This window comes from Ruegeria sp. HKCCD7181 (genome assembly GCF_057221055.1).
Genome location: NZ_JBWVBC010000002.1, coordinates 253,394 through 267,876 on the forward strand (window position 1 = coordinate 253,394; position 14,483 = coordinate 267,876).

At 57.8% G+C, this 14,483-nt stretch carries 13 protein-coding genes; 10 read left to right on the top strand and 3 right to left on the bottom strand.

Annotated elements, in window-relative coordinates; genetic code table 11:
• Positions 1-51: 51 nt before the first annotated feature.
• Complete coding sequence (locus AC2TCY_RS04680; RefSeq protein WP_480845813.1) at positions 52-630, bottom strand: lytic transglycosylase domain-containing protein; 579 nt, start codon at positions 628-630, stop codon at positions 52-54.
• Positions 631-837: 207 nt separating this feature from the next.
• Here AC2TCY_RS04680 and ssb point away from each other — a divergent pair, with 207 nt between their 5' ends.
• Positions 838-1,341: a single-stranded DNA-binding protein gene (gene ssb / locus AC2TCY_RS04685; RefSeq protein WP_480845815.1), complete on the top strand. Its 504-nt coding sequence runs from the start codon at positions 838-840 to the stop codon at positions 1,339-1,341.
• Positions 1,342-1,359: 18 nt separating this feature from the next.
• Entirely contained in the window at positions 1,360-2,430 is a 1,071-nt protein-coding gene (locus AC2TCY_RS04690; RefSeq protein ID WP_480845817.1) for a site-2 protease family protein, read from the top strand.
• Positions 2,431-2,439: 9 nt separating this feature from the next.
• On the opposite strand, the gene aroB is transcribed toward AC2TCY_RS04690, so the two are convergent.
• Both aroB and AC2TCY_RS04700 read right to left on the bottom strand, forming a co-directional pair.
• Entirely contained in the window at positions 2,440-3,552 is a 1,113-nt protein-coding gene (gene aroB, locus AC2TCY_RS04695) for a 3-dehydroquinate synthase (protein WP_480845819.1), read from the bottom strand.
• Positions 3,553-4,140, bottom strand: a complete 588-nt coding sequence (locus tag AC2TCY_RS04700) for a shikimate kinase (RefSeq protein WP_480845821.1) — start codon at positions 4,138-4,140, stop codon at positions 3,553-3,555.
• Between the two features lie 79 nt (positions 4,141-4,219).
• On the opposite strand from AC2TCY_RS04700, the gene AC2TCY_RS04705 reads away from it, so the two are divergent.
• From AC2TCY_RS04705 to AC2TCY_RS04740, 8 genes are all read left to right on the top strand, one after another.
• Positions 4,220-4,369 carry a hypothetical protein gene (locus AC2TCY_RS04705; protein ID WP_480845823.1) on the top strand — a complete coding sequence of 50 codons (150 nt, stop codon included), beginning with the start codon at positions 4,220-4,222 and terminating at the stop codon, positions 4,367-4,369.
• Entirely contained in the window at positions 4,359-5,885 is a 1,527-nt protein-coding gene (locus AC2TCY_RS04710) for a hypothetical protein (protein WP_480845825.1), read from the top strand. The genes AC2TCY_RS04705 and AC2TCY_RS04710 overlap by 11 nt, the downstream gene beginning before the upstream one ends.
• A gap of 2 nt (positions 5,886-5,887) precedes the next feature.
• On the top strand, positions 5,888-6,844 hold the full coding sequence (locus AC2TCY_RS04715; RefSeq protein ID WP_480845827.1) for a site-specific tyrosine recombinase XerD: 957 nt from the start codon (positions 5,888-5,890) through the stop codon (positions 6,842-6,844).
• Between the two features lie 63 nt (positions 6,845-6,907).
• Positions 6,908-8,215: an HlyC/CorC family transporter gene (locus tag AC2TCY_RS04720; protein WP_480845829.1), complete on the top strand. Its 1,308-nt coding sequence runs from the start codon at positions 6,908-6,910 to the stop codon at positions 8,213-8,215.
• Between the two features lie 91 nt (positions 8,216-8,306).
• Positions 8,307-9,062, top strand: a complete 756-nt coding sequence (locus AC2TCY_RS04725) for an HpcH/HpaI aldolase family protein (protein WP_480845831.1) — start codon at positions 8,307-8,309, stop codon at positions 9,060-9,062.
• 80 nt (positions 9,063-9,142) lie between these two features.
• The gene (locus AC2TCY_RS04730; protein WP_480845833.1) at positions 9,143-11,560 is read left to right on the top strand and encodes a GcvT family protein; all 2,418 of its coding nucleotides are present in this window, start codon (positions 9,143-9,145) and stop codon (positions 11,558-11,560) included.
• A 31-nt stretch (positions 11,561-11,591) separates the two neighbouring features.
• Entirely contained in the window at positions 11,592-12,191 is a 600-nt protein-coding gene (locus AC2TCY_RS04735; protein WP_480845834.1) for a nucleotidyltransferase family protein, read from the top strand.
• A gap of 766 nt (positions 12,192-12,957) precedes the next feature.
• On the top strand, positions 12,958-14,394 hold the full coding sequence (locus AC2TCY_RS04740; protein WP_480845836.1) for a DegQ family serine endoprotease: 1,437 nt from the start codon (positions 12,958-12,960) through the stop codon (positions 14,392-14,394).
• Positions 14,395-14,483 lie beyond the last annotated feature (89 nt).

Sequence of the window (14,483 nt, forward strand, 5' to 3'; positions counted from 1 at the left end):
CGAGAAAAGGCTGGCGATATGCCAGCCTTTTTCTCTTTTTCCGTCTCGGTTTTATCCGCCCCAGATTACTTTCACGTAATTCTGCGTTTCGGCATAAGGTGGGACACCGCCGTGTCGCTCTACCGCTTCGGGGCCCGCGTTATACGCGGCCAAAGCAAGACGCCACGATTTGAACTTGCGGTACTGCCAAGACAGATACCGCGCTCCGCCTTCAAGATTCTGGATTGGATCATGCGGGTTAACGCCCAGCACCCGCGCGGTCTGTGGCATCAATTGTGCCAAGCCCAATGCACCTTTGTGTGACTTGGCATGGGGGTTCCAACCGCTTTCCTGCTGAACGAGGCGCAAGAACAGCTCTTCGGGCACGTTGTGCTGGCGCGCGACTTTTCGCGCATGCTCCAGATACTGCCCCTTATAGTTCCCGGTGTATCGCTTTGAAAAAGTGCCGTGTTCGGTTTTCGGTTTCAGACGCTCGGAATCACGGTACTGGCTGGCGGCACGGCTATCCAACACCTTGGCTTGCTTCAGGAAAATTGCCTTGCGGCTCTTGGAAGACAGGGTTTCGGCCGCAACCGCTCCTGACGTCGCACCCAAAACCAACGCTGCAATACCACCAACCAGAAAACGCATTAAAGCCTGTCCCGCTCGCTCTTTAACTCGACGGATTATATGTATTACGCCCAGAAATGAAAGCTTGGTTAAGAGAGGACTAAAAATTTCCCGGTTTCCGTTGCTTCATCAACCGTGTTTTAACCACGACGCAGGCCGTATAGGGTCGGCAACAGAACACAGCGTCAGATTCGGGCGCGCTCCAGTCAAAAAAGAACGAGGGAATACATGGCGGGTTCAGTCAATAAGGTCATTCTGGTCGGAAATCTGGGCCGAGACCCCGAGGTACGGACATTTCAGAACGGCGGTAAGGTCTGCAACCTGCGTATTGCGACCTCGGAAACCTGGAAAGACAGAAACACCGGCGAACGCCGCGAACGGACCGAATGGCACTCGGTCGCAATCTTCAACGAAGGTCTGGTTCGCGTAGCCGAGCAATATTTACGCAAGGGCTCGAAGATCTATGTAGAAGGTCAGCTGCAGACCCGCAAATGGCAGGATCAGTCGGGCCAGGATCGTTATTCGACCGAGGTTGTCCTGCAAGGGTTCGGTTCGACCCTGGTCATGCTGGATGCCCGCGGTGAAGGCGGCGGTGGTGGCTACGGCGGCGGCCAGTCGGGCGGTTACGGTGGCGGCCAGGCCGGAGGTGGGTATGGCGATCCCTACAGTGGCTCGTCCAGCGCTCCGGCACCTGCATCCGGCGGTATCGACGACGACGAGATCCCGTTCTAACCAATTCGGAGACACAAAATGGCATGGTCCTTCTCGCTCGGCCGGTTGCTCGGTTCGGAACTGAGGGTCCATGTCACATTTTTCCTGCTGCTGGCATGGGTCGGGTACGCAGCTTATTCCAGCGGTGGTTGGCCCGCAGCCATCGACAACATCATTTTCGTTTTGGCGCTTTTCGCCTGTGTAGTGGCGCACGAGTTCGGTCACGCACTGATGGCGCGGCGCTATGGCATCAAAACACCTGACATCACCCTGTTGCCCATCGGTGGACTGGCGCGGCTGGAGCGGATGCCGGAAAAGCCAATGCAAGAAGTCTGGGTCGCCCTCGCCGGTCCTGCCGTGAATGTGGTGATCTGGGTAGTTCTGGTTGTATTGGGGGCGGGAACGCAGATCGACTCTCTGGCTCAGATAGACTCGACCCGGGCTGATCTTCTCAGCCGTCTGGCGTTTGTCAATTTGCTGCTGGCTGTGTTCAACATGATTCCCGCTTTCCCCATGGATGGCGGTCGTGTTTTTCGCGCTTTGTTGTGCCTGAAGATGGATCGGGTCAAGGCCACGCGCATTGCAGCTTTTGCCGGGCAATTTGTTGCGGTTGGCCTCGGTTTTCTGGGATTGACCACGGCAAACCCCATTCTCGTGCTGATCGGCATTTTCGTCTTTGTCGCAGCCAATGCCGAAAGCCAGGATGTCGCCATGCGCTCGGTCGCGCGGCGGGTGATGGCGCGGGATGCGATGATCACCGAATTTCGCGCCCTTTCGCCGGGCGACACACTCAGCACTGCAGCGCAGGCCGTCATCCACACGACGCAGCACGAATTTCCCGTGATCGACGCCGATGGCGCGTTGCTGGGCTTCGTCACACGAAACCACTTGTTTGCTGCGCTGGCTGGCGAGCATCCCCGCTCTGACCCAGCCACATCCATTATGGAAACCGATATTCCTCAGGTCGCGTTGACCAGCGGGCTGAACAAAGTGCTGGACGGTTTGCACAAAGGTGCCCCGGCTATCGCCGTCTGCACCCAGTCCGGGCAGATGGTGGGCTATATCACCCGCGAGAATATCGGCGAGTTGATGGTTATCCAGGGGCGCTGATCACCGCCCTTAACAGACGGCTAGGGCATCCTCGAGAACGGACAATACTGCGTCCCTCGGTACGTCGGATGTAACAAATGCCTGCCCGATTCCTCGTGCCAGAATAAACCGCAACTGACCGTCGATAACCTTTTTGTCCTGAGCCATCAGATCGACCAGAGCCTCGGCACCCGGCAGTTCGCCCGGAATATCAGCGAGATCAGTCTTCATTCCCATGGTTCGCAGATGCGCTCGCACCCGGCTGGGATCTTCCTGTGAACACAAGCCAATTCGCGAGGACAGTTCGAATGCCAAAGCACAGCCGATGGCAACTCCTTCGCCATGCAGCAACCGATCAGAATAGCCGGTCGCGGCTTCCAGCGCGTGGCAGAAGGTGTGGCCAAGGTTCAGCAGCGCGCGATCGCCCTGCTCGGTCTCATCACGCGCGACGATATCGGCCTTCATCTGCACTGAACGGGTCACCGCCTGCACGCGCGTTGCCATGTCACCGGAGGAAAGGGCCGGTCCGTTGACCTCAAGCCACTCAAAGAATTCCGCATCACCCAGCAGGCCGTATTTCACGACCTCACCATATCCGGCCAGAAAGTCCCGCGCGGTCAGTGTCCCTAGAACCGACGTGTCCGCCAGGACCAGCGAAGGTTGATGAAACGCGCCGATCAGATTCTTGCCCTGCGGGGCGTTGATACCCGTTTTGCCCCCAACCGAGCTGTCCACCTGCGCCAGCAGCGACGTCGGAATTTGCACGAACCGAACCCCACGCCGCAAGACGGCAGCCGCAAAACCAGCCAGATCCCCGATCACTCCGCCGCCAAAGGCGACAACGACATCTCGTCTTTCAATCTTTTCCGCCAGCAACCATTCGACCGCGCGTTCAAAGTGAGGCCAGCTTTTCGTGGATTCGCCAGCTGGCAAGGCCAGCGCCGTCATCTCGATCCCTGCTGCACCCAGACCCTCTCGCAAAGTGTCCAGATGTAGCGAGGCAACCGTCTCATCCGTCAGAACGGCCACACGCGGCCGTGGCAACAACGGCGCGATACGCGCACCGGATTGGGCCAACAGGTCAGGGCCGATCTCGACATCATAGGATCGTTCGCCCAGCTCTACATGTACGGATTGATGCATCTACTTTTGTTCCAAAACATCCGGGCGGGTTGCCAAAGCAACCAGCACTCGGTCCACCATATCTTCGATTGCGGTTTCGCCGTCGGAATCGGCCACCAGATCGGCCTGCTCATAGATCGGAACACGCGCTTCAAACAGCGCGCGCAAAGTCGCATGAGGGTCAGCTGTGCGCAAAAGCGGGCGTGTATCCTTGTGGCGAACGCGGTTCCACAACACGCCCAGATCAGCCCGCAACCAGACAGAAACGCCACGTTCCGAGATCATCCGGCGGTTTCCTTCCGCCAGAAAAGCACCGCCACCGGTCGACAGAATGCCCTTTTCCTCGTCCAGAAGACGGCTGATGACCTGACTTTCCTTGGCGCGAAAGAAGTCCTCACCATCGCGGGCGAAAATCTCGGGGATGGTCATATTGGCTGCTGATTCGATCTCGGCATCGCTGTCCAGAAACGGAACACCAAGCCGCGCGGCCAGCGCCCGACCCACCGCTGTTTTCCCGGCGCCCATCATACCAACCAAAACAACGGTTTTGTGCAGATCAAACCGCCGCGCTGTGTCCGCCTGAGAGGTGTTATGCTTAATTTCGCTCATTTCATCGTGAATGACGTGATCTTGGGAAAAATGCCAGTTATAACTTGGACAAAACCAAAAATTGAGGCAGCGTTGACCCATGGGCCGTCTGTTAAAGTTCCTGCTCTACATTATTTGCCTGAGTTTCATCGGGCTGGTGGGCTATGCCTATCTCGGGCCGTTCTTCGGAGTGGATTTCTCCGCCCCGCAAAGCGAAATCCGCGAACCGGTCATTTTGAATGCCGACTAGAGCCGCTCTGCTGGCGATATTCCTGGCCGGCACTGCACAGGCCCAGACGCAAGAGCCGCTGTCGGTAATCGACTGGCTGTCTGCCCCGCCTGAAAACCTGCCCGGCACTGTCCTGCTGGAACCTCCGGTGACCCAAAACGGGCTGCAACCGGACGTGCAGGTCACCCCGCTCGAGGCTCTTTCACCACCCCTTGGGCTGGTATCATCGTCTGTCACCGGCCTGCCCGTCGATCTTTGGCAACGCAGCGATCCAACGCGGTTGGCCGAGTTGATCGCGCGTGTGCCGGTCAAGGCCAACCCCGCCATGCAGAGACTGTTGTTCACCCTGCTGCTGTCCGAAGCTCGCCCGCCTGCGGTGTCCGACACACCCGGCGAGTTGTTGATGGCGCGGTTGGATCGTCTGATGCAGCTAGGTGCGGCGGATCCGGTCCAATCTTTGGTACAACTTGCAGGTCCAACCGACTCGCAGGATCGGTTCGAACGCTGGTTTGATGCCACATTGCTGACCGGCGACGAGGACCGCAGCTGTACAGCGCTGATTGCGCAACCACACCTGTCGCGGGATTATGCCGCACAGATATTCTGCAAGGCGCGCCGCGGCGACTGGACCTCGGCTGCTCTGACGCTTGAGGCGGCGCATGCTTTGCAGGTCTTGCCGCAAGATGAGCTGGACGTGCTTGACCGATTCCTCAGCCCCGAGCTGTTCGAAGACGCGGCCTACCTGCCGCAACCCGAGGACCCTGATCCACTGACCTTCCGCCTGTTCGAAGCAATTGGCGAGCGGTTACCCACAGCATCCCTGCCCCGTGCCTTTGCCAACGCCGACTTGCGGGATGTAGCCGGATGGAAAGCTCAGGTCGAGGCTGCCGAGCGTCTGACCCGGATCGGTGCATTGACGCCAAATCAACTGCTGGGGCTCTATACCGAACGCAAACCCGCCGCGTCCGGCGCGGTCTGGGACCGCGTGGCCGCTATTCAGCGATTTGACACGGCGTTGCAACCCGACAACCCCGAAGGTGTCGCGAAAACTCTGCCCGAAGCCTGGAAGCAGATGCGCAGCATTGGATTGGAAGTTCCCTTTGCCGAACTGTTTGCAGAAAGGCTTTCGAACGTTTCCCTTGAAGATACCGAAGCGGAAAACCTGCGCTGGCGCATCCTGTTGCTGTCCGAACGCTATGAGGATGCCGCTTTGGCTGAACCCAATGGGCCGGAAGAAAACCCGTTTCTGGCCGCACTGGCACAGGGAGACCCCGGTCGCGCACCCTCGCCTTCACCATTGGCGGATGCAATCTCCGAAGGGTTCGCATGGTCAGCCCCAATTCCGTCCGACATTGATGTGCTGTTGCAAAACGAACAGCTGGGCGAGGCCATTCTTGAGGCGATGAACCTGTTCGCCCATGGTGCGCGCGGTAATCTTGTTGATCTGACCGCAGCCATCGCGGCATTTCGGCGAGTCGGGCTCGAAGACACGGCGCGCCGCGCGGCATTGCAACTGATGATTCTGAACGGGGCCTGACCATGACGGCGCCAGCCACGCAGAATCTGTGGATTTCCACCTTCCTCGAAGCGCAAGCTGCAGAACTTGGCGCGGCGACAAACACGCTGCTGGCTTATGGGCGGGATCTACGTGATTTCTCGGAATGGCTGAACCGCCACAAGTCCAGCTTTGCCGACGCAGATCGGGATCAGATCGAAGGCTATCTGATTGATTGCGACGCCGAAGGTTTGTCGCGCTCGACCCGCGCACGGCGGTTGTCGGCGATCAAACAGCTCTATCGCTTTGCGTTCGAAGAAGGCTGGCGCGAAACCAACCCGGCCATACAAATCAAAGGCCCCGGACGGCAAAAACGACTGCCCAAGACATTGGACGTGGAGGAAGTCGACCGATTGTTGGAGGCCGCGCGCCAAACCGGGCGCGGCACAGCGGACAAGGTGCGTAACACCTGCTTGATGGAATTACTCTATGCCACGGGAATGCGGGTGACCGAGCTGGTATCTCTGCCTGTCTCATCCGCGCGTGGCGATCCGCGTATGTTGTTGGTTCTGGGTAAAGGCGGCAAAGAACGAATGGTTCCCCTGTCGCCGCCTGCCCGCGAAGCGTTGGCCGCCTGGCTGATCATCCGGGATGAAGCCGAAGAAGATGCCGTGTCGAAAGGTGCGCAAAGGTCTCGGTTCCTGTTCCCATCGCGCGGCAAATCGGGGCACCTAACGCGCCACCGGTTCTTTCTGCTGGTCAAGGAGTTCGCGGTTAACGGCGGTGTTTCACCGGAAAAGGTCACACCGCACACCCTGCGTCACGCCTTTGCAACGCACCTTCTGGCCAACGGCGCCGATCTCAGGTCAATCCAGACCCTGCTGGGTCACGCGGATGTCGCCACCACCGAAATATACACGCATGTTCTGGACGAACGCCTGTCGGAACTGGTGTTGGAACACCACCCTTTGGCGAAGGATGATCCGACCGGTAAGGGCTAACCCCTTGATCGGACGGGGCCGCGCCCCCATAACGAATGCAGTAACAAGAATTTTCAAGGACCGATGGAACCCACCGAATCTCTGCTTGATGGCGCCTTCTGGATCACCTCAGGCTCTATCCTTCTCCTGCTCGTACTGTCGGGCTTTTTCTCTGGCTCGGAAACGGCCCTGACGGCCTCATCCCGCGGCAAGCTGAGGACACAGGCTGACAAAGGTTCGCGCGGGGCGCGAAAAGCGCTGGATATTACAGAAGACAACGAACGTCTGATCGGATCGGTCCTGCTGGGCAACAACCTGGTCAATATCCTGGCGGCTTCGCTGGCCACCGCCTTGTTTACCCGGCTTTTCGGAGAAAGCGGCGTGGCACTGGCGACGTTGGTAATGACCTTTCTGGTACTGATCTTTGCCGAGGTGTTGCCCAAGACCTATGCCATCACAAATGCCGAGAAAGCGGCTGCCGCGGTTGCACCGGTGATTGGCGCTGTCGTGACGGTCTTCTCACCCATTGTGGCTGCCGTCCGCCTGTTGGTCCGCGGAGTCTTGCGCCTGTTCGGTGTTCGGATCGACCCGGACAGCAACATCTTGGCTGTACGCGAGGAGATCGCTGGTGCTTTGCAGCTGGGGCATTCCGAAGGCGTAGTCGAAAAAGAAGACCGCGACCGCATTCTGGGTGCGCTGGACTTAGGCGACCGCGCTGTGGAAGAGATCATGCTGCACCGTTCGAATATTGAGATGATCGACGCGAATGATGAGCCCGAGGCAATCCTGAAACAATGTCTGGAAAGCCCCCATACTCGCCTGCCGGTTTTCCGGGACGAGCCCGAGAATATCGTGGGTGTTGTCCATGCCAAGGACCTGTTCCGCGCCATGTATACGCAGGTCGGCGGGACCGGTGGTGATACTGGTCGGCTGAAGGATTTCGATATCGCGAAGGTGGCGAATGCCCCCTATTTCGTTCCCGAGACGACGACTCTGGATGACCAGATGCGTGAATTTCTTCGGATGCATAGCCATTTTGCGCTGGTCGTGGACGAATACGGGTCTCTGCGGGGGCTGATCACACTGGAGGACATTCTGGAAGAGATCGTCGGCGAAATCGCCGATGAGTTCGACATCGACGAAGACGTTCCCGTTACCCGAACCGAGGACGGGCAATACCTGGTCGAAGGCGCGATGACCATTCGTGACCTCAACCGTGCCCTTGAATGGTCCCTGCCTGATGAAGAAGCCAACACGCTGGCCGGTCTGGTGATACACGAGGCGCAGATGATTCCGATCGTGGGTCAGGTTTTCTCGTTCCACGGTTTCCGGTTCGAGGTCACGGCACGCGAAGGCAACCGGGTCACTGAGTTGAAAATACGCCCACTGTGACGGCGGGTAAGTTTCTGTATCTTCGGCCAATTGGTCACTGATAGAGTTGGCAAATCGAATTTTTGACAACTTGGATCAGGAGCCCAATAAGATGCCCAGCCTGAAGCGCAAACTGCGTGACACAAGCGACCGGATCAGTTCGGTGGTCTGTACTATTCCGTCAGCCACGGTCACGCAGGCAGTCGCTGCTTGTGGTGTCGATTCAGTCATCATTGACCTGGAACATGGGGCGGTGGACTATGCCTCGGCTCATGCCATGATCGCGGCAACGGCAGGAACGGAATGCGCGCCTTTGGTCAGGGTTGCCAAAAACGATCCGGCGCATGTGAAACGCGTATTGGATTTAGGTGCAGAAGGAATTGTCTTTCCTCTCATTCGCACGGTGGCGGATGCGCGGGAGGCGGTGGCAAGCTTGCATTATCCACCAAGCGGCACGCGAGGTTTTGGGCCATTTCTGGCGCAATCACGCTGGGGAGAGTCCCTGCCATCCTATGCGCAATCGGTCGAGCCCGAACTGGTTTGCTGTCTGCTGATCGAAACCACCGAAGCACTCAAGAATATCGAGGATATCTGCGCCGTTCCCGGCCTTGACCTCTTGATCATCGCACAATTCGACCTCAGCACCGAACTCGGGTTGATGGGGCAATTTGAGCATCCGGATTTTCTGTCTGCGGTCGACCGGATCGAAAAAGCAGCAATGAGCGCCGGTATCCCATTGGGCAATATCGCCCTGACGGAAGATCGCGCGAAGGACCTGTTTGTCAAAGGATACAGGCTTATCGGTGGGTTTGACGCTCTGTGGCTGCGAGAGAAAGCCTCTCAAATCCGTAGCTGGTGCAATGCGTGACAAACGACAGATGGTGTCGCTAACGGAACAGTAATATGCGCAACCCGGCGACAGGTTTTGCAAAACAGCAGGAGGCCAATGTGAAAACCACTACCCAAGTCGCAGTGATCGGCGGCGGCGTCGTCGGATGTTCCGTACTATACCACCTGACCAAGCTAGGCTGGTCGGATGTGATGCTGCTGGAACGTTCGGAACTGACCAGCGGATCTACCTGGCATGCGGCGGGCGGATTTCACACTCTGAACGGCGACACAAACATGGCCGCGCTGCAGGGCTATACGATCCGGCTGTATAAAGAGCTGGAAGAGATTACTGGCATGTCCTGCGGTCTGCATCATGTGGGTGGTATCACGCTGGCTGATAATCAGGACCGGTTCGACATGCTGCTGGCCGAACGCGCCAAGCACCGCTTCATGGGGCTCGAGACCGAGATCGTCGGCCCGGACGAGATCAAGAAGATTGCTCCTATCACCAATACCGACGGGATTATCGGTGCTCTGTATGACCCTCTTGATGGCCACTTGGACCCTTCGGGTACAACTCACGCCTATGCCAAGGCCGCTCGAATGGGCGGGGCAATGATCGAAACCCATTGTATGGTGCGTGAAACCAATCAACGGCCCGACGGAACGTGGGACGTGGTGACGGACAAAGGCACCATACATGCCGAACACGTCGTCAATGCAGGCGGTCTTTGGGCACGCGAGGTTGGCGCGATGGCCGGAGTTTATTTCCCGCTGCACCCGATGGAGCACCAGTATCTGGTGACGGATTCGATCCCGCAGATCGAGGCGATCATCGACACGGGCGGCGAACACCCGCATGTGATGGACCCCGCCGGTGAAAGCTATTTGCGGCAGGAAGGGCGCGGTCTGTGTATCGGATTCTACGAACAGCCCTGCAAACCCTGGGCCGTGGACGGCACCCCATGGGAGTTCGGGCACGAGCTGCTACCGGACGATTTCGACAAGATCACCGACAGCATCGAGTTTGCGTATAAACGCTTCCCGGTATTGGCCGAGGCCGGAGTGAAATCGGTAATACACGGACCGTTCACCTTTGCTCCGGACGGCAACCCCTTGGTCGGACCAGTGCCGGGTATGCGCAATTACTGGTCCGCTTGCGGTGTCATGGCCGGTTTCAGCCAGGGTGGCGGCGTTGGTTTGACACTGGCGCAATGGATGATCGAAGGCGAGCCGGAACGCGATGTCTTTGCCATGGATGTGGCCCGCTTCGGCGACTGGATCAGCCCTGGTTACACGCGGCCAAAAGTGATTGAGAACTACCAGAAACGCTTTAGCGTCGCCTACCCAAACGAAGAGCTGCCCGCAGCCCGACCCAATCGCACCACTCCGATGTATGATATTTTCAGCGACCTTGGCGCAGTGTGGGGACAACAATACGGGCTGGAGGTGCCAAATTACTTCGCCCAGGGCGACGAGCCCAGCTACGAAACGCCTTCCTTCCGCCGCTCGGACGCGTTCGAGGCAACAGGCCGCGAGGTTCGCGCCGTGCGCGAACATGTGGGCATCAATGAGATCCACAATTTCGGCAAGTATCGCATTACCGGCACCGGTGCTCGCGCATGGCTGGATCGGATCATGGCTGGGCGCATTCCTAAGCCTGGACGCCTGTCCCTGACCCCGATGCTGTCGCCCCGGGGCAAGTTAATCGGGGATTTAACCATCTCCTGTCTCGGCGAGCAGGAATTTCAAGTGACCGCGTCATATGGCAGTCAGGCGTTCCATATGCGCTGGTTCGAACAGAACACGCAGCAGGATGTAACCGTCGAAAATATCAGTGATCGTCTCAACGGGCTCCAGATCGCCGGACCCAAGGCCACTCAGGTTTTAGCCGCCTGCACACGCGACGAAATTTCGGACCTCAAATTTCTTGACGTACGCCGGATGACTGTCGGCATGACAGACTGCATCGTTCAGAGGGTCAGCTACACCGGCGATCTTGGTTATGAGATTTACTGCGATCCCATGGCGCAAAGGCAGCTATGGTGGACATTGTGGGAAGCCGGACAACCGTATGGCATGGTGCCGTTCGGGATGCGCGCTATGATGAGCCTGCGTCTCGACAAGTTCTTTGGCTCGTGGATGCGAGAGTTCTCGCCAGATTACACCGCAGCCGAAACTGGGCTGGACCGGTTTATCTCATTCACCAAGAGTGCAGATTTCATCGGCCGTTCGGCAGCCGAGGCGCAGCGCAAAGAAGGCACGGACCGCAAGTTGGTGGCCTTTGACGTCGACGCCACAGACGCCGACGTCAACGCCTACGAACCCATCTGGCTTGAAGGTCAGGTCGTGGGGTTTTGCACCTCGGGCGGGTATTCTCATTACGCGCAGAAATCTGTCGCTTTGGGCTTCCTGCCAACTGATCGCGTGATCGACGGATTGGAGGTCGAAATCGAGATTCTTGGGCAGATGCGGTCGGCCCGTGTGATCTCGACACCTTTGTTCGACGCAGACGGGGCGCGCATGCGGGGATGACTCGCCCCTATTCTGACGGCATGGTGACGCAATGACCCAAATTCCCGTCATTTTACTGGCCGCTGGTCAGTCCAGCCGCATGGGCGGCAAAGACAAACTGATGCAAATCGTCGACGGCATGCCATTGCTACGCCGGTCGGCGTTGCGGGCTATGCCGGTTGGGCCACTAATCGTCGCTCTGCCCCCAGCCCCGCATCCCCGTTATGACGCGCTAGTTGGTCTGGATCTGGAAAGGGTTGCGATCCCCGATGCAGCAGAGGGCATGAACGCCAGTCTGCGAGGCGCGCTGACACGCGTTCCACCCGGCGCGTCAGCTGTAATGATTCTGCTGGCTGACTTGCCAGATCTGACAGCGGCCGATTTGGAAGCTGTCCGGCAATCCGTGGAGGACAATCCCCAGAACTTGATCTGGCGCGGAGCAACCAGCGACGGTGTGCACGGACATCCGGTTGTTTTCGACAAGTCGCTTTTTGAACGACTTTCGGATTTGACAGGCGATGGTGGCGCTCAAGCCGTTGTCAGAGCCTTCCGGAACAAATTGCACGTTCAACGCTTGCCTGGGCAGAATGCTCTGCTGGATCTGGATACACCCGAGGATTGGGCGCGTTGGAAAGCGACGCAGTCATCTTGATAAATGCTGATCCCAAAATGAACACGGCCCGGTCGAAAACGACCGGGCCGATTGCCCTAAATCAAGACTACCACTTTCACCATTCCCGAACGCGCGACCGGATCACTTTAAAAGCGTCCCGAGATCGCTGCCGAACCTAAACAAGACCCCCTCGTTAACAAGCAGCTCAGCGCCCACGGTACCTGAAATATGCCTCCGACACCCCCTAGTGTCTCGGGCCCCCCTCGATTGGGCAATTTCATCGTCACCCATAAGATGCGTTCAAACAACGTAAAATTAGAAGAATCAGTTAATTTTGTTGGAAGCAATCTTGTATTTACGCAACAACACGACTCGCCACGTTCTCCTTAAAGTTGTGGACAATCAGGAGCAGCCTCTACGGTTTTGACCAGCCTGTTGACGCGCAACTCGCAAAATCTCGTTTTTGCGTATACCTGTGTGGAGCCGCTGATACCGCATCTGATACTTTACTCTACCTATAAGGGAAATTGCCGCAGAACGCGTCCAACTCAGTTTCTTTGTTAACAAATTCGATTCAATTCAACTGTTTTAGTGATTTGCGGTCATTCTCGGCAACAATCCACCGATTCGATTGACGCACATCAGCGTGATTCTGTTCATTCGAAACCTCGAAGGGCCTCGTTTCGGCGCTGAAAAACAGCAAAATTAATGTTTCTTAACCTGCAGCACAGAAACCCCAAAGACTGATGCGGCATCTCCTGTCTCCAAGCGCGGACTAAACCGCCAAACACACACAGGAGTCATAATGAGCATCCGCAAATCCTCACTGCTTTTCCCGCGCACGTCAAACTGGATCGGCGCCGGCGCCCTGGGCGCGGCCATGTTGGCCACCACTGCCATGCCCTCGATGGCAGACGAGGCATTGGCTGATCTGGTCGAAGCCGTGTCGCCTTCGGTCGTGACCATCATTGCTGAACAAACCGCCGCGCCCGCGCCCGCTCGGGGCCAGGAATTTGATTTTGAAGGCCACCCGTTCGGTGAGTTCTTCAAAAGGTTCGGCGGTCCGGAAGGATTCAAAATGCCGCAGCGTGGGCCCAGCCAAGGATTGGGGTCCGGTTTCGTGCTGGAGGAAACAGGCTATATCGTCACCAATCACCATGTCGTCGACAACGCCAGCACTGTCACCGTTCGTCTGAGTGACGATCGCACCTTCGAGGCCGAAATTGTTGGTACTGACCCACTGACCGATATCGCCGTGCTCAAGATCGATGCCGGTGAAAACCTGCAAGCCGTCGAGATGGGCGACAGCGAAATTATTCGCGTCGGCGAAGACGTTGTGGCGATTGGCAACCCGTTCGGTCTCAGCTCGACGGTCACGACCGGGATCGTGTCCGCCAAAGGGCGCAACATCTCGGAAGGTCCCTATGCCGAATTCATCCAGACGGATGCTGCAATCAACAAAGGCAACTCGGGTGGTCCCCTGTTCAACATGGAAGGTGAAGTAATCGGCGTGAACTCGGCCATCTATTCGCCCAGCGGCGGATCGGTTGGTCTGGGCTTTGCCGTGACCTCGAACATCGTCGAACACATTGCTGCCGACCTGCGTGATGACGGCCAGGTCAGCCGTGGCTGGTTGGGCGTTGCAATCCAGACCGTCAGCCCGCAGTTGGCCGCTGCATTGGGAATCGACGCGGCAAACGGCGCGCTGGTGTCAGACGTGGTTTCTGGCAGCCCAGCGGACGGTGTGCTGCAGCAGGGCGATGTAATCCTGTCGTTCAACGATGAGGCCGTCAATTCCAGCAGCGATTTGCCAATTCTGGTCGGTACGACCAAGGCTGGAACTGAAAGCGTTCTGACCGTTCTGCGTGATGGTAAGCAACAGCAGATCGAGCTGACCATCGGCCAGCATCAATCCGCATCTGCAACTACGGACACTGTTGTCGAAGATAAGTTCGCCGACAGCTCATTGGGTGTCACAGTTACGCCGTTGACCGAGGCTGCTCGCGCCGAAATGGGCGTTGCCGAGACCGTGGACGGAGTTGTCGTGACCGAATTGCAGCCCGAAGGCCCCGCCGCCAAGGCCGGGTTGCAACGTGGCGACGTCATTGTCCGGTTGGGCAATCAGGACACCGCAACTCCGGATGCTCTGCAGACCGCATTGGAGAGCGAAAAGACCGATCCGGCGTTGGTTCTGATCAATCGTGGCGGCAACCAGATCTTCGTTGCGATCGAACTCGTCTAACCCCCCAGCGCGTACCTTAGATGGGGAAAACGGGTGCGCGCCTCCTGGTTGGCATGGTTTGTCCACGTGCTGCCAGGACGGCCGGGTGC